Source organism: Roseovarius halophilus (ex Wu et al. 2025) (genome assembly GCF_047086965.1).
The window spans coordinates 12,597-30,380 of sequence record NZ_JBKOTX010000054.1 but is presented as its reverse complement, the minus strand read 5'-3'; the positions used below and the strand labels follow the sequence as shown (position 1 = coordinate 30,380).

Below are 17,784 nucleotides of genomic sequence, written 5' to 3'. Positions count from 1 at the left end.
GGCCGGGCCGCTGGACGCGGCATGCCCTCGGGCGCCGGGGACAGGTCGGCCTGCCCGTCGGCGCCGGTCTGCACCCCGGTCAGGCGCTCGATCGCCGCGCAGCCGGGCAGAAGGGCGACACTCATCATCACGGCAATCACTCTCATGGGGGCAAGGCTACGGCCTGCCGTGCCGGTCCGTCCAGAAGGAAATGACCTTGCGCGCCCCTTCGCCGGGACCTAGTTTCGCCTCATGACCGCACCGCTGATTGATCCCTTCGAACGCGCCATCCGATACCTGCGGGTCTCGGTGACGGACCGCTGCGATTTTCGCTGCGTCTACTGCATGTCCGAGAACATGACCTTCCTGCCCAAGAAAGAGCTTCTGTCGCTGGAAGAACTGGATCGGCTGTGTTCCACCTTTGTCGGGCTTGGCGTGGAAAAGCTGCGCATCACCGGGGGCGAGCCGCTGGTGCGCCGCGACATCATGACCTTCTTCAACGCCATGGGGCGGCACCTGGAGACGGGCGCGCTGAAGGAACTGACGCTGACAACCAACGGCAGCCAGCTGGCCCGCTTCGCGAAAGACTTGTACTCCGCCGGCGTGCGGCGGGTTAACGTGTCGCTCGACACGCTCGACGAGGGGAAATTCGCCGAAGTGACCCGCTGGGGCCGCCTGCCGCAGGTGCTCAAGGGGCTGGACGCCGCGCAAGAGGCCGGCCTGCGCGTCAAGCTCAACGCCGTCGCCCTCAAGGGCTTCAACGAGGACGAACTGTTCGATCTGCAGGCCTTCTGCGCCAGCCGCGACATGGACCTGACCTTCATCGAGGTCATGCCCATGGGCGACATCGGCAACGAAGACCGACTGGGCCAATACTGGTCGCTCAAGGACCTGCGCGCCCGGCTGGAAGAGCATTTCACCGTCAGCGACCTGGCCGAACGCTCGGGCGGGCCGGCGCGCTACGTCCGGCTCGAGGAAACCGGCCAGAAGATCGGTTTCATCACGCCGCTGTCCCATAATTTCTGCGAAAGCTGCAACCGCGTGCGCATCACCTGCACCGGCGAGATCTACACCTGCCTCGGCCAGGAAGGCCACTCGGACCTGCGCGCACCATTGCGGGCCAGCCCCGACGACGCGGTGCTCGAGGACGCCATCCGAAAGGCCATTGCCCTCAAGCCCCGCGGCCACGATTTCGACTACTCGCGCCAGAACGTGGACGGCCAGGTCTCGCGCCATATGAGCCACACCGGCGGCTGACGCCGGCGGGCCACTTGCCCGCCCGGGACTGACCCCCGCAAAACGCGGAACGCGGTGCTGCCATGGCGCCACCACGCGCTGGGTCGGCTCGGGGGTCACGGCCAACCGATGACCGTCGCGGCGAAATGGCCAGGACGACGGCTGCCGACGCGTCGCCAGTCCTGGAGCCGGCCGAACATGATCTTGATGCGGTTGTCGGGCTTGTCGTGCTTTGCCGGTGTCTTTCAATGGTTTCGGCCGCCGATTCAGGCACCTGTCCCATTGTCTTTCAACACTTTCCGGGTCCAATCGGCCCGTGGCCGATGGACTTTCTGCTTTAATTCAACCTTAACTTGTATTTGGCAGCCTCTCCATCATAGAATTAATCCATGTCGCGAGGCTGACGTGAAAAAAGACTTTAACCTGGACTGTACGCACCACCGGTAAACCGAAAACGCCGATCGCAAGGCCTTCGTCAAGGATTGGATCGCGCGGCGCATTGGCATGGGTTGGGGCACGGTTTCCTGAGACAGTTCATAGCGCTAATTTTCCATCGAAGGAGAATGGACCATGGACGACAAGAACAGCTCGACACCTGGCGCGACGGAGGCCACGGCCCCGGCGGCGCGCGCCGGGCAAGACCCGCGCGTGACACCCGCGACCGGGGTCAGCCATGCCGACGCGATGGAATACCTGCACTGGATCAACAATGAGACCGGGATGGACTTCCGTCTGCCCAGCGCTGCGGAATGGCGCGAGATCGCCCGCCCGGTGCTGCACGAGGCCGCCGACCCGGCCTTCACCGACCCCGCCCTTGATTGGGCCGCGTCCTACAGGACCAAAGCCCAAGCCCCCCGCGCACTGAGGCCGCAGGGCAGTTTCTCGACCTCGCCCGCGGGCATAGCGGACCTGGACGGCAGCGTCTGGGAATGGACGCAGGACTGTTATGCAGGCACCGCGCAGGGTGTCGACCCGACCCGGCGCCCCGCCTATTTCATGGGCGGCGAGCATGTCGCGGCGATGTCCTACCTGATCCGCGACCCCGCCCGCGGCGGTTGCGCCGTCGGAACGCCCCCGGCCCACCTCGGGCTGCGCCTTGTGAGCGACCGGATGGTCCAGCAGGCCTGAGCCGGCCGGGCCGCGGCTCCACGCGGACCCGGGATCGATGACCTCATGGCGGGATCAGTCAATGCCAAAACCGCACGCGTGGCATTGAACGAGCCGGCCCACGCACTGGACACCGGGGGGCGGCAAAGCAACCGGCCTTGCTCGAGGCGGGATCGGCGTTCGCGGAGATGCTTGTGGACGACCGCGTTGTGCGGCAGCAGGCGAGGTCTTGACAGCTTTCGACCGCGAACAGTCTGCCATCTGGTCCTGTGCGCCTGACGACGCGCCAGAAGAGTGGCTTCGGGCAATGCTGTCAGTCCAGCGTCGCATCAAACTCGATGAGGCTGCGGCTGCCCTCGGTCACGGGTGCCAGGATGATTTTCGCGTTGGTGATGCCCGGGCCGGTGAACTCGATCGATCCGTCCAAAAGGTCGCCGGCTTCCTGCGTGACAGAATATCCGTTCTCGGTGAGGCTTTCTTCCCATTCTTCCAGAATTTCGTTCACATCTTCGCCGGTCGAGATCGAGAAAAGCCTGATCGATGAGCCGATCTCTCGGTCCGTCACGACCTCAGCATCCTCAGGAAAGGACAGGACATCGGGTATCCAGTCCTGGGTGTGTTCGTCCGCATGCACGACAACCGGCGCGGCGAGGACCATCGCACCGGCGAGAAGACTGTCGCGGATCGGTGCGCGGGCCACACCACGACCGACCGAGTTTGCAAGTGAGCCGAGAGCCAACGCAAACGGTGCCCGAAAGATTTCAAAGGATGTCTTCATGATGTTCGGCAACCTTTCCTGTTCGATTGAGGCCGCAAGCGCGAGCGGATTGTTTTGCGACACCTCCATGCGCGACGGGCCCATAGTGGCTTATAAGTATGAGCGTGTCACCCATCGGTGCCACGCTTGGGGCGACAGGTCGAGGATTCGCATCCGCACGCAGGATCTGACCCCGTTCCAAACGTGCATCATCAGACCCTTTGCCACCGGCGGCAACCGCGTGGCGCGAGACAGTGGCCTGCCTGGTGCGTTGGCCCGATGGCCTCGGTGGGGGGACCCCTTGATCGCCTCCGGACCGCGGACCAGGACCCTTGTGTCAGAGGGCGAACTCTACCGCACCTTCAGTGTCGCGAGGCCGACCAGCGCCAGGATCAGCGAGATGATCCAGAAGCGGATGACGATCTGCGGCTCGGCCCAGCCCTTTTTCTCGTAATGGTGGTGGATCGGGGCCATCAGGAAGACGCGCTTGCCGGTGCGCTTGAAGTAAACCACCTGGATGATGACGCTCAGCGCCTCGAGCACGAAGAGCCCGCCGACGATGGCCAGCACGATCTCGTGCTTGGTGGCCACGGCAATGGCGCCCAGCGCGCCGCCCAGGGCCAGCGACCCGGTGTCGCCCATGAAAACCGCCGCGGGCGGCGCGTTGTACCACAGAAAGCCCAGCCCCCCGCCGATCAGCCCGGCGGTGAAGATCAGCAACTCGCCGGTCTGGGCGACGTAGTGCACCTCGAGGTAGTCGGTGAAATCGGTCCGGCCTACCGCATAGGCGATGATGCCGAAGGTGCCCGCCGCGATCATCACCGGCATCACCGCCAGCCCGTCCAGCCCGTCGGTCAGGTTCACGGCATTGGCCGAGCCCACGATGACGACGATGGAAAAGGGAATGAAAAGCACGCCCAGATTGATCAGCAGGTCCTTGAAGAAGGGCAGCGCCAGCTGGTTGGTCAGTTCGGCCGGGTGATACTGCGCGGCCCAAAAGCCGGCGACCCCGGCGATCACCAGACCCAGCCCGAGCCGCAGCTTGCCCGGCACCCCGGCCACGTTCTGCTTGGAGACCTTGGCATAATCGTCGGCAAAGCCGATGGCCCCGTAAGACATGGTCACGAAGAGCACCATCCAGACGTAGGGGTTGTCCAGCCGCGCCCAGAGCAGGGTCGCCGTGAGCAACGCGCCCACGATCAGCAGCCCGCCCATGGTCGGCGTGCCACTCTTGCTGACATGGGTCGCGGGGCCGTCGGTGCGGATCGGCTGGCCGCGGCCCTGACGGGCGCGCAGGACGTTGATCAGCGGCGGCCCGAAGACGAAACCGAAGATCAGCGCGGTAAAGAAGGCTCCCCCGGCGCGGAAGGTGATATAGCGGAAGAGGTTGAAGGCATCTCCTCCGTCGGACAGGGCCGTCAACCAGTACAACAACTCTGCGTTCCTTTTCTGCGGGGCCCTAAACGGCGTCCCGATGCCCCAGTTTGCGGATGGCGTCAACGACACGCGCGATCCGCGAGCCCTTGGACCCCTTGACCAGCACGACATCGCCGGCGTCCACCAGCCGGGCGGGATGCGCGGCCAGGTCCTCGGCCGTCTCGGCCCAGTCGCCGCGTCGGCCCTCGGGCAGCGCCGCGTAGAGCGCGCGCATGCGCGTGCCCGCGCAATGCACCAGGTCCACCTGCGCCAGCGCCGGAACCTCAGCCAGGGCGGCATGGTCGGCCATCTCGTTGGGGCCGAGTTCCAGCATGTCGCCCAGGATCGCCACCCGGCGGCCCCTCATTGTGCGCCCGACCCCGTCGACCGGGGTGTGTGAGGCCAGAACCTCGAAGGCCGCGGCCATCGAGGCGGGATTGGCGTTGAAGGCATCGTCGATCAGGGCCAGCGTCTCGCCCCGGCGGGCGGGGTCGACGGTGACGGTCTCCAGTGTGCCACGCCCGGCGGGGGGCTGCCAGCGCGCCAGGTCCATGGCCGCGCGCACCGGGTCGGCGCCCAGCGCCTGCACCGCGGCCAGCACCCCAAGGCTGTTCATGGCGAAATGCCGCCCCGCGGTGTCCAGCTTGTAGGTCAGCGGCCCGGCCGGGGTCTCGGCCTGTACGATGGTGCGGCCCTCGGTCAGGCGCAGGTCCGACAGGCGGTATTGACAGGCCCCGTCCACCCCGAAGCGCAGGACCGTCCCGGCCGACGCGGCCGCAGGCCCCGCGATACGGTCCAGCAGACCCGGTGCGAGGTCGCCGTCGAAGATCGCGGTGCCGCCCGAAGCAAGCCCCTCGAACAGCGCGGCCTTCTCACTGGCGATGGCCTCGAGACTGCCCAGCGCCTCAAGGTGCGCGGCCGCCACGGTGGTGATCAGGGCCACATGGGGCCGGGCCATCTGCGCCAGCGGAGCAATCTCGCCGGGGGCATTCATTCCGATCTCTATCACGGCAAAAGCGGTGTCCGCCGGCATCCGCGCAAGCGTCAACGGCACGCCCCACTGGTTGTTGTAGCTGGCCTCAGCGGCATGGGTGCGGCCCTGCGCCGAAAGCACCGTGCGGGCCATGTCCTTGGCACTGGTCTTGCCCACCGAACCGGTGATGCCCAGAACGCGGGCCCCGCTGCGGGTGCGCCCGGCCCGGCCAAGCGCCTCGAGCGCGGCCTGCACATCCTCCACGACAAGCAGCGGTCTCGACGCAGGCACCCCCGCCGGCCGGTGCGTCACCAGCGCCGCCGCCGCGCCCTTGTCAAAGGCATCGGCCACGAAGTCATGGCCGTCGCGCGCGGCCTGAAGGGCCACGAAAAGATCGCCGCTCTGCAATGTCCGGGTGTCGATGCTGACGCCGGTCGCGGTGAACACGCCATGCGCCTCTGCGCCCGTGGCCTGCGCCGCCTCGGCTGCGGTCCAGAGCGCCATCAAAGCCGCCCGTCCAGCGCGGCCACCGCCACGCTGGCCTGTTCGGCATCATCGAAAGGCAGCACATCATCGCCCACCACCTGGCCGGTCTCATGCCCCTTGCCGCAGATCAGCAGGGCATCGCCGGGCCCCAGCGCATCGACCCCGCGCAGGATCGCCTCGGCCCGGTCGCCGACCTCGATGCCCTCGGGGCAGCCCAGCAGAACGGCGGTGCGGATCGTCGCCGGGTCTTCGCTGCGGGGGTTGTCGTCTGTGACGAAGACAATATCGGCATTCTCGGCCGCCGCCTGCCCCATCAGCGGGCGTTTTCCGATGTCGCGGTCACCGCCCGCGCCCAGGACGACCACCAGCCGCCCCATGACATGCGGACGCATCGCTTGCAGCGCGACACCGACGGCGTCGGGCGTGTGGGCGTAATCCACGAAGACGCTGGCCCCGTTGGCGCGCGTCGCGGCCAGGTCCATGCGCCCGCGCACCGTGCGCAGGGCGCCTAGCGCCCCGAAGACATCATCGGCATCGGCCCCGGCACCGATACATAACCCGGCGGCCAGCAGGACATTCTCGGCCTGGAACCCGCCGATCAGATTGAGCCGCACCATCTGGCTGCGGCCCTCCCAGTCGAAGCGCAGTTCCTGCCCCGTGGCGTCGAACCGCTGGCCCAGCAGGCGCAACCGCGCCCGCGGGTGGCGGCCCAGGCCGATCAGCGCCTGCCCGCGCGCCTCGGCGATTTCGGCCACCTCGGCGCCGCGGGGATCGTCGAGGTTGACCACCGCCACGCCGTCATCCGGCAGAACACGGCTAAAAAGCCCGGACTTGGCCGCGAAATAGGCCTCCAGCGTCTCGTGGTAATCCAGATGATCCTGGCTGAAATTCGAGAATCCGGCCGCCGACAGCAGCACCCCGTCCAGCCGCCTCTGGTCCAGCCCGTGGCTGGAGGCTTCCATGGCCACGTGGGTGATCCCCTCGGCGCGGGCCTCGGCCAAAACGCGATGCAGCGTGATCGGGTCCGGCGTGGTGTGGCGCAAGGGGTGGGTCCAGGCGCCCTCGACCCCGGTCGTGCCGAGGTTCACCGCCGGCAGGTCCAGCGCCTCCCAGATCTGGCGGCAAAAGCTGCTGATCGAGGTCTTGCCGTTGGTCCCCGTCACCGCGACCATGGTTTCGGGATGCGCCCCGAACCAGAGCGAGGCCGTCTGCGCCAGCGCCCCGCGCGGGTCCTCGGAGAGGATCAGCGCGGCGTTCGAGCCGGCCAGATCCTCGGCCGCCAGTTCGGCGCCCCGCGCATCGGTCAAGACCGCCGCCGCGCCCATGCGCAGCGCATACTGGATGAACGCAGCGCCATGCACCCGGCTGCCCGGCAGCGCGAAGAAGAGCGTGCCGTCGGTCACCTCACGGCTGTCCACGGCCAGGCCGGTGATCATGGCCTCAGCCCCCCCGCGCGCGGTCAGGCCCAGTTCCGTCAGCTTCATCGTCTTCTGGCCCGTGCTGTCCATCGGGACGCCCCCACCCTAGTTCGAGGTGAGTGTTACACCCGCCGGACGCGGGCTTGCAACGTCCGGGCGCATGTCCAGCAACGGCGCCGCGCGGCGGATCATCTCGGCGGCCACCGGCACGGCCGTCCAGCCTGCGGTGCGGCGCGTCTCGCCCAGCGCCTCGATCTGGGGCTCGTCCAGGGTGACGATCAGGACATAGCGCGGATCATCGGCGGGAAAGACGGTGGCGAAGGTCGCGATGGTCTTGTCCTCGAAGTATCCCCCCTGCGGGCGCGGCTTGTTGGCGGTGCCGGTCTTGCCGCCCACGCGGTAGCCCGCGACACCGCCGAAGGAGGCCGTCCCATCGGTGACAACCCCGCGCAGCATGGCGCGGGCGCGGGCCGAGACCTCCTCGCTGACGACACGGGCGCCCTGCTGGGGCCGGTCCCGGCGCAGCAGCGTCGGCGTCACCCGGGTGCCCCCGTTGACCAGGCTGGCATAGCCTGCCGCAAGATGCAGCGGCGACAAGGACAGCCCGTATCCGTAGGAAATCGTCATTGTCGAGATCTCGGACCAGTTGTCCGGCAGCAGCGGCGCGCCGGTGGGCGCCTCGACCATCTCGGCCGGCGCAGGTTCGAGAAAGCCCAGCCGATCCAGGAAATCGCGCTGGCGCTCGGCTCCAATCTCCTGGGCGATCCGCGCGGTGCCGATGTTCGAGGATTTGACGATCACCTCGCGCGTCGTCAGCTCATCGCCGTAGTCGCGGTAATCGCGGATGGAAAAGCGCCCCCAGGAAAGCGGACCGCTGGTGTCGATCACGGTGTCCGGCTCCACCAGGCCGAGGTCCAGCGCCTGGGCCACGGTGAAGATCTTGAACACCGAGCCCAGTTCGTAGACTCCCTGCACCGCGCGGTTGAATAGCGGGCTGTCACCCTGGTCACCCTCTGCCGGCCCGCGCGGGCGGTCGTTGGGGTCGAAATCCGGCAATGAGACCATCGAGACGACTTCGCCCGTGCTCACGTCCATCAGAACGCTGCTCGCGCCCTTGGCATTCATCAGCATCATGCCACCCTGCAGCACCCGCTCCGAGGCGGCCTGCACCGACAGGTCCAGCGACAGGCGCAGCGGCGCGCCCTCGTTGGCCGGGTCGCGCAGGCGATCGTCAAAGTATTTCTCGACACCGGCCACGCCGATCACCTCGGCGCTGCTGACGCCTTCGCGCCCGTAAGAGGCCCCGCCCAGCACATGCGCGGCCACCGCGCCGTTGGGGTAAAGCCGCATCTCGCGCGGGCCGAACATCAGGCCCGGATCGCCGATGTCGTGGACGGCCTGCATCTGCTCGGGGCTGATTTCGCGCCGAATCCAGAGGAAACGGCGCGGGCCTGTGAAATCCTCCAGCAACTCTTCCGCCTCCAGCTCCGGGAAGATCGCGGCCAAGTCGGTGGCGGCCTTTTGCGGGTCAACCATCTGGGGTGGCTGGGCATAAAGGCTGTGGGTCTGCAGGTTGGTGGCCAGGATGCGCCCGCGCCGGTCGAGGATATCGGCCCGCTGACCGATGATCGGGTTGCCGCGGGCCTGGGCCGTGGGCTCTTCGGGGACGGTGCTGGCCAGGACCCCCATGCGCAGACCGATGGCGCCGAAGGCCAACAGGAACATCCCCGCCATGACCAGCAGACGGCCCTCGGCGCGCTGGCGGGCGCGGTCCTGCATCCGCTCATGGCGCAGCCGGCGATTCTCGGCCTCGATGCGGTCGGGGTTCTCGCCCCGGTCGCGGGCCTTCAGGATGCGCGCCAGCGGGCGCAGCGGCGTCCGGATCATTGCACGGCCTCCTCGGGGTCGTCATCCGCGGCCTCGGGCGCGTTGTCGCTGGCAACCTCGACCGGGTTGGTGATCGGCAGCAGTGCGGGGGCGGGATAGGCGATCTGGCCCACCTCGCCGAAGGCATCGGGCATCAACGGCAGCAGGCGAAGCCGCTCGAAGTTCAACTCGGCCAGGTCACGCAGCCGGTCGGGACGGTTGAGATAGGCCCATTCCGCGCGTAGCATCTGGAGCCGCTCATGCGCGGCACCGATCTGGCCGTGCAGCGCGCGCACCTCGCGCATGGCCTCTTGTGTGCGGTAGTTCTCCTGATAGGCCCAGACCCCGAGTGCGACCACGGACAATGCGGAAATAACGTAGAGAAAAGAGCGCATTACCTGTCCCTCTTCAATCTTGGCATCCCCAGCTTCGCCCGCTCAATCGGGGTGGCGGGGGCCTCGGTGCGGCGCGCCACGCGCAGCTTGGCACTGCGCGCCCGGGGATTGGCGGCCAGCTCCGTCGCATTGGCCGTGACGGCCTTTTTCGTGACGATCTCGAAGGCCGGGGTTTCCTGTTCGATCTCAGGCGCATAGCGGCTGACGCTCGCGCGTTTTCCGGCGCGTTCTTGCAAGAAGCGTTTGACCATGCGGTCCTCGACCGAATGGAATGTCACAACGGCAAGGTGTCCGCCCAGTTTCAACGCGCGTTCGGCGGCCATCAGCCCCTCGGCCAATTGCCCGTATTCATCGTTCACCGCGATGCGCAGCGCCTGAAAGCTCCGCGTGGCCGGGTGACTCTGCCCCGGCTTCGGACGCGGCAGGCAGGATTCGACCAGCCGGGCAAGGTCCAGCGTCGTCTCGAAGGGCGTTTCGGCCCGCCGCGCGACGATGCGCCGGGCGATGCGGCGGCTGGCGCGTTCTTCGCCGTAGATGAAAAGGATCTCGGCGATTTCCTCTTCGCTGGCGGTGTTGACGATCTCGGCAGCCGTGGTGCCACCGCTGCCCATGCGCATGTCCAGCGGGCCGTCCTTCTGAAAGGAGAACCCCCGGTCGGCCTGGTCCAGCTGCATGGAGGACACGCCCAGGTCCAGCACCACGCCATCAAGATCCGCGCCATGGGCGTCTAAATTGGAAAAGGTATCTTCTACCAGCTGAACTTGGGGATTTTTCAACGCCCATTGCGCGATTTCGACAATCGACGGGTCACGATCCAGCCCGATCACCCGTTCCGCGCCCGCCGCCAGAAGGGCCTGCGCATAGCCACCCGCGCCAAAGGTGCCGTCAAGCCAGGTGCCACGGATCGGCGCGCAGGCCGCGACCAGCGGCCCGATCAGCACGGGAAGATGCGGGGTCTCGGTGGCAGCGGCCCCCATGGTTCAGCCCCCGTCGCCGGGCGGGTCGATGAGGCTGAGCGGGTCGAAGTCCTCGGGCTGGTCCTCCAGCCATTCGGCGGTCTCGGCGGCCTCGACCTCGTCATAGGTGGCGGCGTTCCAGATCTCGAAATAATCGCCCATGGCGACCATCACCGCCTCGCCATCCAGCCCGATTTGCTGACGCAGGCGCTGGGGCAGGACGATGCGCCCGTCCTTGTCAACCTCGGTGTCCCAGGATTTCCCGAGGATCATGCGGCTGGCGCGCCGACGCTCGACCGAGCCGCGCGGAAGCTTGCGGATGCCTTCCTCGATCTCGGCCATGGCCTCGATGGTATAAACATGCAGGCAATTTTTCAGGTGGGGGCCGTGCAGGACGACCATGCGTGGCAGCGGGGTCTCGGGGCAACGCGGGTCCCCATCGGCGAGCACGACACGGAAATCGGCCGGGACCGAGACGCGGCCCTTGGTGTCAACCTTCTGGTTGAACTCGCCTCTGAAACTGAGAACCACTGTCCCGCGGTCCTTTCACGCTGCCTCTCCCCCGGCCGTGGCCTGAACCGAAAACGGCGGATCGGACTGCTGCCACTGTCCAATCCGCCGCCCTCGTCCCGTTTCCGGGAGGTCCGACTGCGCGCGCCACCTGGGGGGGGATGTCTGCTCGCTCGCGCGCCGGATCTTGTCGTTCAAGGAAAGCGGGTGCCTGTATGAAACCTGACTTTACGCCGGCGGGGTCGTTGGATCGCCCCGAATTGTCTGCCCGTCTTCCTTGTCGAAGTTTGTGCCATGGGATTTCATGGGAAGCAATGGATTTCTTGGGAAAACATGGCACAACATGATGATCTCGACGCCTTGTTCAGACAAAATCATGTGGGGGATTGGGCCTAATGTGCGCATATAAGGTATTATAATGGGAATGCAGCACAATATATGGATATGCTCAAAATGTTCCATGAAGGACCGTCTGGTTTGAATTTTTTATCCCTGGATCCGATTTCTGGAACAATTCAGAAGGATTTCACGTGCGGATTCGTCCAAGTTGCCATAATGTTCCCTGGAAAAGTGATTCGATACCGGACCGGTTCCAGGGTTTCCCGATCGCCGGAAGGGACCTCAGATCTCTTTCCACATCACATGGGCCGCCACCGGACCAAGGCGCGGATGGCGGAAGGCGCTCGGAAGGGTGCCGACGATCTCGAACCCAAGCGCGTCCCAGAGACGCAGCGCGCCGGTGTTCGTGGCGACCACAAGGTTGAACTGCATCGCCGCATAGCCCAGCCGCCGGGCCTCTTGCTGGGAATGAAGGCACATGGTCGTGGCCACGCCCTGCCCCCGCGCCGCCGGGGCTGTGACATAACCGCAATTGCAGACATGGGCCCCGCCACCACCATGGTTGGTCTTTATATAATAGGTGCCCATCGGCGCATCGCCTTCGGCCAGGTATGTCGCGACGGGCCCCTCCAGCCACATCGCCCGCGCCGCGGCCTCCGAGACGTCGCGATCCACCGCATAGGTCTCGCCCGCGCGGAACACCGGTTCGAGCATGGCCCAGATCACGGGCCAATCCGCTGCCCCGGCACGCCGGAGTCGCGGATCGGGCCGCCACGGCCTGCCGCCCGATTCCCGGTCATCCGCCATGCCTGCCCCCTGTCTCCTGCTTCGAGGAACCATTTTTCGCTCACAGCGCGCCCGAGGGGTGCCATGAATTGGGCGATGCGCAAAGCTTCCCCTGCGTCATCCCGCAACTTGGGCACAGTTGCCTGATTACGCGGCATATTACCATGCAAATGCTGCATAGCAGCATTGCTCATTCGGCGGATTGTGCAGGCGCAGCATTTGACTATCTTTAGGCCAACAGATGCAAAACGCGTCTAAACGAAGTCCGAACCGAAAGAGGCTCCTCATGGCATACATCACCGACATCCGCGGTCACGGCCCCTCGCTGTCCGAGCGGGTGGCCATGCTGCGCGACGCCCTGGCCCACCGCGCCGCCAAGCGCAAGGCCTACCGCAAGACCTATGATGAACTGTCCCGCGTCAGCGACCGCGATCTTGCGGATATGGGCATCCATCGCTCCATGATCCCCGGCATCGCCCAGCAGGCGGCCGACGAGGTCTGAAAAAACACCGGAATCGGGGTCTCTCTCCTCCTCCCTGAGGCCCTGACACAGGTGGACCGCTCTCTCCTCCTCCCTGAGCGGGACACCGACCAGAAGACGCGGCGATGCCTCTCCTCCTCCCTGGCATCGCCGCCGCTTCGCCCAAGACCTGCGCGGTCGGCCCTCCTCCTCCCGGGCCGGGCGCGAGACAAAGAAGCGGTGACGCCCTCCTCCCGGGCGTCACCGTTTTTGTTTAAGGGCCACCCGGCACGAAGAGCTGTCCACCCGCGCCATCACCCGCTATTCTATCCGCGCCCAAGTCTGGCCGGAACAGATCAGCCCGCCCAGCACGCAGCCCTGCAGGCGCAGGCGGTCGCCCTCCAGCTCCATCTTGCCGACGTATATCTTGTCGTTGGACGGCCGCCAGACGCGGCCCTCGTAGCTGCCGTCGCCCTGCGGCACCATGTCGATCACGATCTGCCGGCCAAGGGCCTCGGACTGGTATTCGCCATCCGAATCGAAGGTCCGGCTGATCTCGCCGCAGACCGCATCGCCACAGGTCGACAGGGTTACATGCGCATAGGCGCCATCGTCCACCTGGGTTTGCCAGATGCCCTCGGCGGGGTCGGCGGCGGCCATCGTGGCCAGGCCCAGCAGGGCTGTCGTCAGTGCAAGCGTCGTCTTCATTGCCAGTCCTCCCTGAACCTGCCCCGAAGCCTGTGCCGTGGCCCCCCTTGCGATCAAGCCTGACGTGGGGTCGCGTTGCATCCCCCGGGGCCATGGTGCAAAGGGATGCAAACGCCAGTGGAGACCCGCGCATGATCCTCTACCCCGCCATCGACCTCAAGGACGGCCACGCCGTACGCCTGCTGCGCGGCGACATGGAGAAATCCACCGTCTTCAACGAGGACCCGGCCGCGCAGGCGCGCGCCTTCGTCGCGGCGGGCTGCGAGTGGCTGCACCTGGTGGACCTGAACGGCGCCTTCGCGGGCGCCCCCGTCAACGCCGCCCCGGTCGAGGCGATCCTGCGCGACTGCAAGGTCCCGGCACAACTGGGTGGCGGCATCCGCGACATGGCCACGATCGAGACCTGGCTGGCCAAGGGGCTGGAACGCGTGATCCTCGGCACCGTCGCTGTGGAAGACCCCGCGCTGGTGCGCGAGGCCGCCCGCGCCTTCCCGGGCCGGGTGGCCGTCGGCATCGACGCGCGCAGCGGACGGGTCGCGACCCGGGGCTGGGCCGAGGTAACCGATGTCGACGCCACCGAACTGGCGAAATCCTTCGAGGATGCGGGTGTCGCAGCGCTGATCTACACCGATATCAACCGTGACGGCGCCATGAGCGGGCCCAACGTCGCGGCGACCGCGGCCCTGGCGCGGGCGGTCAGAATCCCCGTGATTGCCTCGGGCGGGGTAGCCTCGCTCGACGACCTCGCCGCACTCAAGGCCTCTGGCGTCATCGCGGGCGCGATCTCGGGCCGGGCGCTCTATGACGGGGCGATCGACCTTGGCCGGGCGCTCGCCCTGCTCAAGGGCTGAGCCATGGACCGGACCCTGCGCGTGCTGGGACTGGTCGCTGTCCTGCTCGGGCTGGCCCCCGTGGCCCTGCCCCTGGGGGCGGGCACCCTGGCCCGCGCGCTCGAGGGCTGTTCGGTCAACGAGGCGGGCAGCAGCGGCCCCTGCCAGGTGCTGGGCCAGCCGGCCGGCGAGGTTCTGGCCCGGGCCTACGGCCTGCTCTGGGCGATCCCGGCGGGGCTGGGGCTGTCGCTGATCGGGTTCTTCCTTCTGCTGGCGGGCTGGGGCATAAGGCGCGGGCAGACCCGCCGCGCGCAACACCGGTAACGCCATGCTCAAGACCCGCATCATTCCCTGTCTCGACGTCGCCGATGGCCGCGTGGTCAAGGGCGTCAACTTCGTCGACCTGCGCGACGCCGGCGATCCGGTGGATGCCGCCCGCGCCTATGATGCCGCCGGCGCGGACGAGCTGTGCTTTCTCGACATCCACGCCACCCACGAAAATCGCGGCACGCTCTACGATCTGGCCACGCGCACGGCGGAACAGGTCTTCATGCCGCTGACCATCGGCGGCGGCGTGCGCAGCCACGAGGATGTGCGCAAGCTGCTGCTGGCCGGGGCCGACAAGGTCTCGTTCAATTCGGCCGCCGTGGCCGACCCGGACGTGCTGACCGAGGCCGCGCTGCGCTTTGGCGCGCAATGCATCGTCTGCGCCATCGACGCCAAGACAGTGGAACCGGGCCGGTGGGAAATCTTCACCCACGGCGGGCGCAGGCCCACCGGCATCGATGCGGTGGCGTTCGCCCGGACGGTCGCGGCAAAGGGCGCCGGGGAAATCCTGCTGACCTCGATGGACCGGGACGGGACGAAAGCGGGCTTCAACCTCGCGCTGACCCGCGCCATTTCGGACGCCGTGGATATTCCGGTGATCGCCTCCGGGGGCGTCGGCACGCTGGATCATCTGGTCGAAGGCGTGACCGAGGGGCGCGCCAGCGCCGTCCTCGCCGCCTCGATCTTTCACTTCGGCACCTACACCATCGGCCAGGCCAAGGCGCACATGGCCGCCGCCGGCATTCCCATGAGACTGACATGACCCTGACAGACCTCGCCGCCACCATCGCCGACCGCAAGGACGCCGACCCCGAGCACAGCTGGACCGCACGCCTGCTGGCCGACCCCGACAAGGCCGCCGAGAAGTTCGGCGAAGAAGCGGTGGAGGCCATCATCGAGGCCGTCAGGGACCGCCCCGCCCGACTGACCGCGGAGGCCGCCGATGCGCTCTATCACCTGCTGGTCATGTGCGCGGCGCGGGGTGTGACACTTTCCGACATTGAAGCCGAACTCGCCCGGCGCCAGATGCAAAGCGGAATCGCAGAGAAGGCCGGCCGATGATCCGTCATATCGTGTTCTTTTCCGCCAGAGACCCCGCCGATGTCTCGAAGATCGAGGACGGCCTGACCATGCTTGCCACCATCCCCGAGCACGAGACCTTCGAGGTGCGCCGGTCGCTTAATGCCGACCAACTGACCGGCGGCGCGGTGGATGTGGTGGTCTACGCCGAGTTCCCCGATGAGGCGGCGCTGGACCGCTACAAGGCGCATCCGACCTATCAGAGTTGCATCGAGGTGGTCCGCCCCTTGCGCGAGTTGCGCCTGGCCGCCGATATCGAATCCTGACGCGCTTCTTCTGGCCGAAAATATCCCGGGGTGAATTGGGCCGCAGGCCCAAGAGGGGCAGAGCCCCTAAAGCTTCGACGAGATCCGCCCGGTATTGATGCCGCCGCGCGACAGCTCGCCGCACAGGCGCTGGTATTCCATCTTGGGGCAGCGATCCATGATCACATCCACCCCGCGCGTCTCGGCCCGGGCGGCGGCCTCGTCATGAACGACGCCGATCTGCATCCAGATGGTCTGCAGCTCGGGCCAGCGCGCCAATGCGTCGTCCACGATGGCTGGCACCGCCTCCGGCCGGCGGAAGATGTCGACCATCTCCACCGCGTCGGGTACCTCGGACAGGCTGGCATGGACCGTCTCACCCAGCAAGTCCTGCCCGGCGAGGCCGGGATTGACGGGGATCACCCGGTAGCCCTTGAGCCCCAGATAGCGCGCCACGAAATAAGAGGGCCGCACCGGGTTGGCGCTGACCCCCACCATGGCGATGGTCCGGGTGCGGTCGAGAATGCCGCGCAGGTGCGAGTCGCTGTAGGACATGGCGCGCAGCTTACCCCCGTCGCGCGCAAGAAAAAAGCGCCCAAGGTGGGAACCCTGGGCGCGTCAGGTACGGAACGAGGGACAGTGAGTGAGACAAGGCGTTCCGTGCGCTTATCTCTCATTGAGAGGTAATTTTCCAAGACGCTTGGAAAAGTGGCCCTCAGGAAAATGTGAACAGGCCGCGAACACGCGCAGGTACCGGTCGGTGACGTCCGCGGCGGGATCGACGCTCTTGTCAAGGAAGGCCTCGAACCCAGCGCGTGGCCCCTTGCGTTCCGGCCCGCTGGGCGCCGCTGTTTCGGGGCCGGGCGGGCGGGCGTCGCCGCAGGCGCGGTCGCCCCGTCCCGGCCCCTGCCTGAGATCGTCCTGCGGGCCGCGCCCCTGCTCAACCAACCTGCGAGGCATATAGGGCCACCGCGGCGGCATTGGAGACGTTGAGCGAGCCGAAGTGCCCCGCCACGGGGATTTTCACCAGCTTGTCGCAGGTGGCGCGTGTCTTGTCGCGCAGCCCAGGCCCCTCGGCCCCGAGAACCAGGGCCACGGGGCGGTCTGTCTGTCCGGCCAGGGCCGCCTCGATGCTCTCCTCGGCTTCGCCGGCCAGGCCCAGCACCAGGTAGCCCATGGATTTCAGCTCTTCCATGGTGGTGGCCAGGTTACGCACCCGAAGATAGGGCTGACGTTCCAGCGCGCCCGATGCCGTCTTGGCCAGCGCGCCGGTCTCGGGGGCCGAATGGCGTTGCACGGCGATGACGGCGCGGGCACCGAAAACCTCGGCCGAGCGCAGGATGGCGCCGACGTTGTGCGGATCGGTCACCCGGTCCAGCAGCACCACGCGCGCCGCCCCCTTGGGATAGCAGGCCTCGGCCGGTGCGCCCCAGTCCAGCGGCCTGACCTCGAGCGCGGCGCCCTGGTGCACCGACTGCGGGTCGATGGGGGCGGCGAACCGGCGCGGATCGCTCATCTCGGCGGCGGGGCCATGGGCCACCGCCTCGCCCAGCCGATCCAGCGCGTTCTTGGTCACCACCAGGCGGAGTTTCTCGCGGGCGGGATTCATCAGCGCGTCGCGCACCGCGTGCAGCCCGAACAGCCAGACCGTGTCGGCCGCGCCCTTGCGGCGGGCCTGTTCCTTCTCGACGACCCACTTGGGTTTCTTCATGGCGGTCTCCTTTTGCCCGTCATGGGACGGGCAGAGAAAATCCGCAAGGGCGCGCGCCAAAATGGTGTTGACGCCGAAATGCCTCGCGGCTATCCACCGCCAGCGTCGGGCGACGAGCTGCAAGGTGCGGCAGCGGACTGTAACTCCGCCGGGGAGACCCATGCCAGGTTCGATTCCTGGGTCGCCCACCATATCTCCT

At 67.1% G+C, this 17,784-nt stretch carries 20 protein-coding genes and 1 tRNA gene; 9 read left to right on the top strand and 12 right to left on the bottom strand.

Going from position 1 to position 17,784, the window contains the following annotated elements:
* Window positions 1-231 precede the first annotated feature (231 nt).
* Together moaA and ACH107_RS12925 are read left to right on the top strand one after the other, a co-directional pair.
* Window positions 232-1,236 carry a GTP 3',8-cyclase MoaA gene (gene moaA / locus ACH107_RS12930; RefSeq protein ID WP_310692138.1) on the top strand — a complete coding sequence of 335 codons (1,005 nt, stop codon included), beginning with the start codon at window positions 232-234 and terminating at the stop codon, window positions 1,234-1,236.
* Window positions 1,237-1,785: 549 nt separating this feature from the next.
* The gene (locus ACH107_RS12925) at window positions 1,786-2,343 is read left to right on the top strand and encodes a formylglycine-generating enzyme family protein (RefSeq protein WP_310702995.1); all 558 of its coding nucleotides are present in this window, start codon (window positions 1,786-1,788) and stop codon (window positions 2,341-2,343) included.
* A 292-nt stretch (window positions 2,344-2,635) separates the two neighbouring features.
* Here the strand turns inward: ACH107_RS12925 and ACH107_RS12920 are convergent, their stop codons facing one another.
* The 9 genes from ACH107_RS12920 to ACH107_RS12880 form a co-directional block, all read right to left on the bottom strand.
* Window positions 2,636-3,169 (bottom strand): hypothetical protein, encoded by a 534-nt coding sequence (locus ACH107_RS12920; RefSeq protein WP_412506209.1) that lies wholly within the window; start codon window positions 3,167-3,169, stop codon window positions 2,636-2,638.
* 261 nt (window positions 3,170-3,430) lie between these two features.
* Window positions 3,431-4,513 (bottom strand): phospho-N-acetylmuramoyl-pentapeptide-transferase, encoded by a 1,083-nt coding sequence (gene mraY / locus ACH107_RS12915; protein ID WP_310702997.1) that lies wholly within the window; start codon window positions 4,511-4,513, stop codon window positions 3,431-3,433.
* Between the two features lie 25 nt (window positions 4,514-4,538).
* Window positions 4,539-5,972, bottom strand: coding sequence for a UDP-N-acetylmuramoyl-tripeptide--D-alanyl-D-alanine ligase (locus ACH107_RS12910; RefSeq protein ID WP_412506208.1), 1,434 nt, complete (start codon window positions 5,970-5,972; stop codon window positions 4,539-4,541).
* Window positions 5,972-7,462, bottom strand: coding sequence for a UDP-N-acetylmuramoyl-L-alanyl-D-glutamate--2,6-diaminopimelate ligase (locus tag ACH107_RS12905; RefSeq protein WP_310702999.1), 1,491 nt, complete (start codon window positions 7,460-7,462; stop codon window positions 5,972-5,974). The genes ACH107_RS12910 and ACH107_RS12905 overlap by 1 nt, the downstream gene beginning before the upstream one ends.
* 15 nt (window positions 7,463-7,477) lie before the next feature.
* Window positions 7,478-9,259 carry a peptidoglycan D,D-transpeptidase FtsI family protein gene (locus ACH107_RS12900; protein ID WP_412506207.1) on the bottom strand — a complete coding sequence of 594 codons (1,782 nt, stop codon included), beginning with the start codon at window positions 9,257-9,259 and terminating at the stop codon, window positions 7,478-7,480.
* A complete protein-coding gene (locus ACH107_RS12895; protein WP_412506206.1) occupies window positions 9,256-9,633 on the bottom strand; it encodes a cell division protein FtsL in 378 nt (125 codons plus the stop codon). Before ACH107_RS12895 ends, ACH107_RS12900 begins: the two co-directional genes overlap by 4 nt.
* Entirely contained in the window at window positions 9,633-10,610 is a 978-nt protein-coding gene (gene rsmH / locus ACH107_RS12890; protein WP_310703002.1) for a 16S rRNA (cytosine(1402)-N(4))-methyltransferase RsmH, read from the bottom strand. Before rsmH ends, ACH107_RS12895 begins: the two co-directional genes overlap by 1 nt.
* 3 nt (window positions 10,611-10,613) lie before the next feature.
* On the bottom strand, window positions 10,614-11,120 hold the full coding sequence (locus tag ACH107_RS12885) for a division/cell wall cluster transcriptional repressor MraZ (protein WP_310703003.1): 507 nt from the start codon (window positions 11,118-11,120) through the stop codon (window positions 10,614-10,616).
* Window positions 11,121-11,720: 600 nt separating this feature from the next.
* Window positions 11,721-12,245, bottom strand: coding sequence for a GNAT family N-acetyltransferase (locus tag ACH107_RS12880; protein WP_310703004.1), 525 nt, complete (start codon window positions 12,243-12,245; stop codon window positions 11,721-11,723).
* A gap of 265 nt (window positions 12,246-12,510) precedes the next feature.
* On the opposite strand from ACH107_RS12880, the gene ACH107_RS12875 reads away from it, so the two are divergent.
* Window positions 12,511-12,726: a DUF1127 domain-containing protein gene (locus ACH107_RS12875; RefSeq protein ID WP_310703005.1), complete on the top strand. Its 216-nt coding sequence runs from the start codon at window positions 12,511-12,513 to the stop codon at window positions 12,724-12,726.
* Between the two features lie 279 nt (window positions 12,727-13,005).
* On the opposite strand, the gene ACH107_RS12870 is transcribed toward ACH107_RS12875, so the two are convergent.
* A complete protein-coding gene (locus ACH107_RS12870) occupies window positions 13,006-13,392 on the bottom strand; it encodes a DUF2147 domain-containing protein (RefSeq protein WP_310703006.1) in 387 nt (128 codons plus the stop codon).
* 131 nt (window positions 13,393-13,523) lie between these two features.
* On the opposite strand from ACH107_RS12870, the gene hisA reads away from it, so the two are divergent.
* From hisA to ACH107_RS12845, 5 genes are read left to right on the top strand one after another with little or no spacing between them, the layout of a single operon-like run.
* Window positions 13,524-14,243 carry a 1-(5-phosphoribosyl)-5-[(5-phosphoribosylamino)methylideneamino]imidazole-4-carboxamide isomerase gene (gene hisA / locus ACH107_RS12865; RefSeq protein ID WP_412506205.1) on the top strand — a complete coding sequence of 240 codons (720 nt, stop codon included), beginning with the start codon at window positions 13,524-13,526 and terminating at the stop codon, window positions 14,241-14,243.
* 3 nt (window positions 14,244-14,246) lie between these two features.
* Window positions 14,247-14,546, top strand: a complete 300-nt coding sequence (locus ACH107_RS12860; RefSeq protein WP_310703008.1) for a hypothetical protein — start codon at window positions 14,247-14,249, stop codon at window positions 14,544-14,546.
* 4 nt (window positions 14,547-14,550) lie between these two features.
* Complete coding sequence (gene hisF / locus ACH107_RS12855) at window positions 14,551-15,312, top strand: imidazole glycerol phosphate synthase subunit HisF (RefSeq protein WP_412506204.1); 762 nt, start codon at window positions 14,551-14,553, stop codon at window positions 15,310-15,312.
* Complete coding sequence (locus tag ACH107_RS12850; RefSeq protein WP_310703010.1) at window positions 15,309-15,611, top strand: phosphoribosyl-ATP diphosphatase; 303 nt, start codon at window positions 15,309-15,311, stop codon at window positions 15,609-15,611. Before hisF ends, ACH107_RS12850 begins: the two co-directional genes overlap by 4 nt.
* Window positions 15,608-15,895, top strand: a complete 288-nt coding sequence (locus ACH107_RS12845; RefSeq protein ID WP_412506203.1) for a Dabb family protein — start codon at window positions 15,608-15,610, stop codon at window positions 15,893-15,895. The genes ACH107_RS12850 and ACH107_RS12845 overlap by 4 nt, the downstream gene beginning before the upstream one ends.
* Window positions 15,896-15,961: 66 nt before the next feature.
* On the opposite strand, the gene ACH107_RS12840 is transcribed toward ACH107_RS12845, so the two are convergent.
* Both ACH107_RS12840 and rlmB read right to left on the bottom strand, forming a co-directional pair.
* The gene (locus ACH107_RS12840) at window positions 15,962-16,429 is read right to left on the bottom strand and encodes a CoA-binding protein (protein WP_310703012.1); all 468 of its coding nucleotides are present in this window, start codon (window positions 16,427-16,429) and stop codon (window positions 15,962-15,964) included.
* 385 nt (window positions 16,430-16,814) lie between these two features.
* The gene (gene rlmB, locus ACH107_RS12835; protein ID WP_412506202.1) at window positions 16,815-17,585 is read right to left on the bottom strand and encodes a 23S rRNA (guanosine(2251)-2'-O)-methyltransferase RlmB; all 771 of its coding nucleotides are present in this window, start codon (window positions 17,583-17,585) and stop codon (window positions 16,815-16,817) included.
* Window positions 17,586-17,692: 107 nt separating this feature from the next.
* On the opposite strand from rlmB, the gene ACH107_RS12830 reads away from it, so the two are divergent.
* Window positions 17,693-17,776 (top strand) — tRNA-Tyr (locus ACH107_RS12830).
* The last annotated feature ends 8 nt before the right edge of the window (window positions 17,777-17,784 follow it).

What these genes read in the sequence shown, in the direction of transcription:
- moaA (WP_310692138.1), top strand. Translation starts at nt 232, where the DNA reads ATGACCGCACCGCTGATTGATCCCTTCGAACGCGCCATCCGATACCTG.
- ACH107_RS12925 (WP_310702995.1), top strand. Translation starts at nt 1,786, where the DNA reads ATGGACGACAAGAACAGCTCGACACCTGGCGCGACGGAGGCCACGGCC.
- ACH107_RS12920 (WP_412506209.1), bottom strand. Translation starts at nt 3,169, where the DNA reads ATGGAGGTGTCGCAAAACAATCCGCTCGCGCTTGCGGCCTCAATCGAA.
- ACH107_RS12910 (WP_412506208.1), bottom strand. Translation starts at nt 5,972, where the DNA reads ATGGCGCTCTGGACCGCAGCCGAGGCGGCGCAGGCCACGGGCGCAGAG.
- ACH107_RS12905 (WP_310702999.1), bottom strand. Translation starts at nt 7,462, where the DNA reads ATGGACAGCACGGGCCAGAAGACGATGAAGCTGACGGAACTGGGCCTG.
- ACH107_RS12900 (WP_412506207.1), bottom strand. Translation starts at nt 9,259, where the DNA reads ATGATCCGGACGCCGCTGCGCCCGCTGGCGCGCATCCTGAAGGCCCGC.
- ACH107_RS12895 (WP_412506206.1), bottom strand. Translation starts at nt 9,633, where the DNA reads ATGCGCTCTTTTCTCTACGTTATTTCCGCATTGTCCGTGGTCGCACTC.
- rsmH (WP_310703002.1), bottom strand. Translation starts at nt 10,610, where the DNA reads ATGGGGGCCGCTGCCACCGAGACCCCGCATCTTCCCGTGCTGATCGGG.
- ACH107_RS12880 (WP_310703004.1), bottom strand. Translation starts at nt 12,245, where the DNA reads ATGGCGGATGACCGGGAATCGGGCGGCAGGCCGTGGCGGCCCGATCCG.
- ACH107_RS12875 (WP_310703005.1), top strand. Translation starts at nt 12,511, where the DNA reads ATGGCATACATCACCGACATCCGCGGTCACGGCCCCTCGCTGTCCGAG.
- ACH107_RS12870 (WP_310703006.1), bottom strand. Translation starts at nt 13,392, where the DNA reads ATGAAGACGACGCTTGCACTGACGACAGCCCTGCTGGGCCTGGCCACG.
- hisA (WP_412506205.1), top strand. Translation starts at nt 13,524, where the DNA reads ATGATCCTCTACCCCGCCATCGACCTCAAGGACGGCCACGCCGTACGC.
- ACH107_RS12860 (WP_310703008.1), top strand. Translation starts at nt 14,247, where the DNA reads ATGGACCGGACCCTGCGCGTGCTGGGACTGGTCGCTGTCCTGCTCGGG.
- hisF (WP_412506204.1), top strand. Translation starts at nt 14,551, where the DNA reads ATGCTCAAGACCCGCATCATTCCCTGTCTCGACGTCGCCGATGGCCGC.
- ACH107_RS12850 (WP_310703010.1), top strand. Translation starts at nt 15,309, where the DNA reads ATGACCCTGACAGACCTCGCCGCCACCATCGCCGACCGCAAGGACGCC.
- ACH107_RS12845 (WP_412506203.1), top strand. Translation starts at nt 15,608, where the DNA reads ATGATCCGTCATATCGTGTTCTTTTCCGCCAGAGACCCCGCCGATGTC.
- ACH107_RS12840 (WP_310703012.1), bottom strand. Translation starts at nt 16,429, where the DNA reads ATGTCCTACAGCGACTCGCACCTGCGCGGCATTCTCGACCGCACCCGG.
- rlmB (WP_412506202.1), bottom strand. Translation starts at nt 17,585, where the DNA reads ATGAAGAAACCCAAGTGGGTCGTCGAGAAGGAACAGGCCCGCCGCAAG.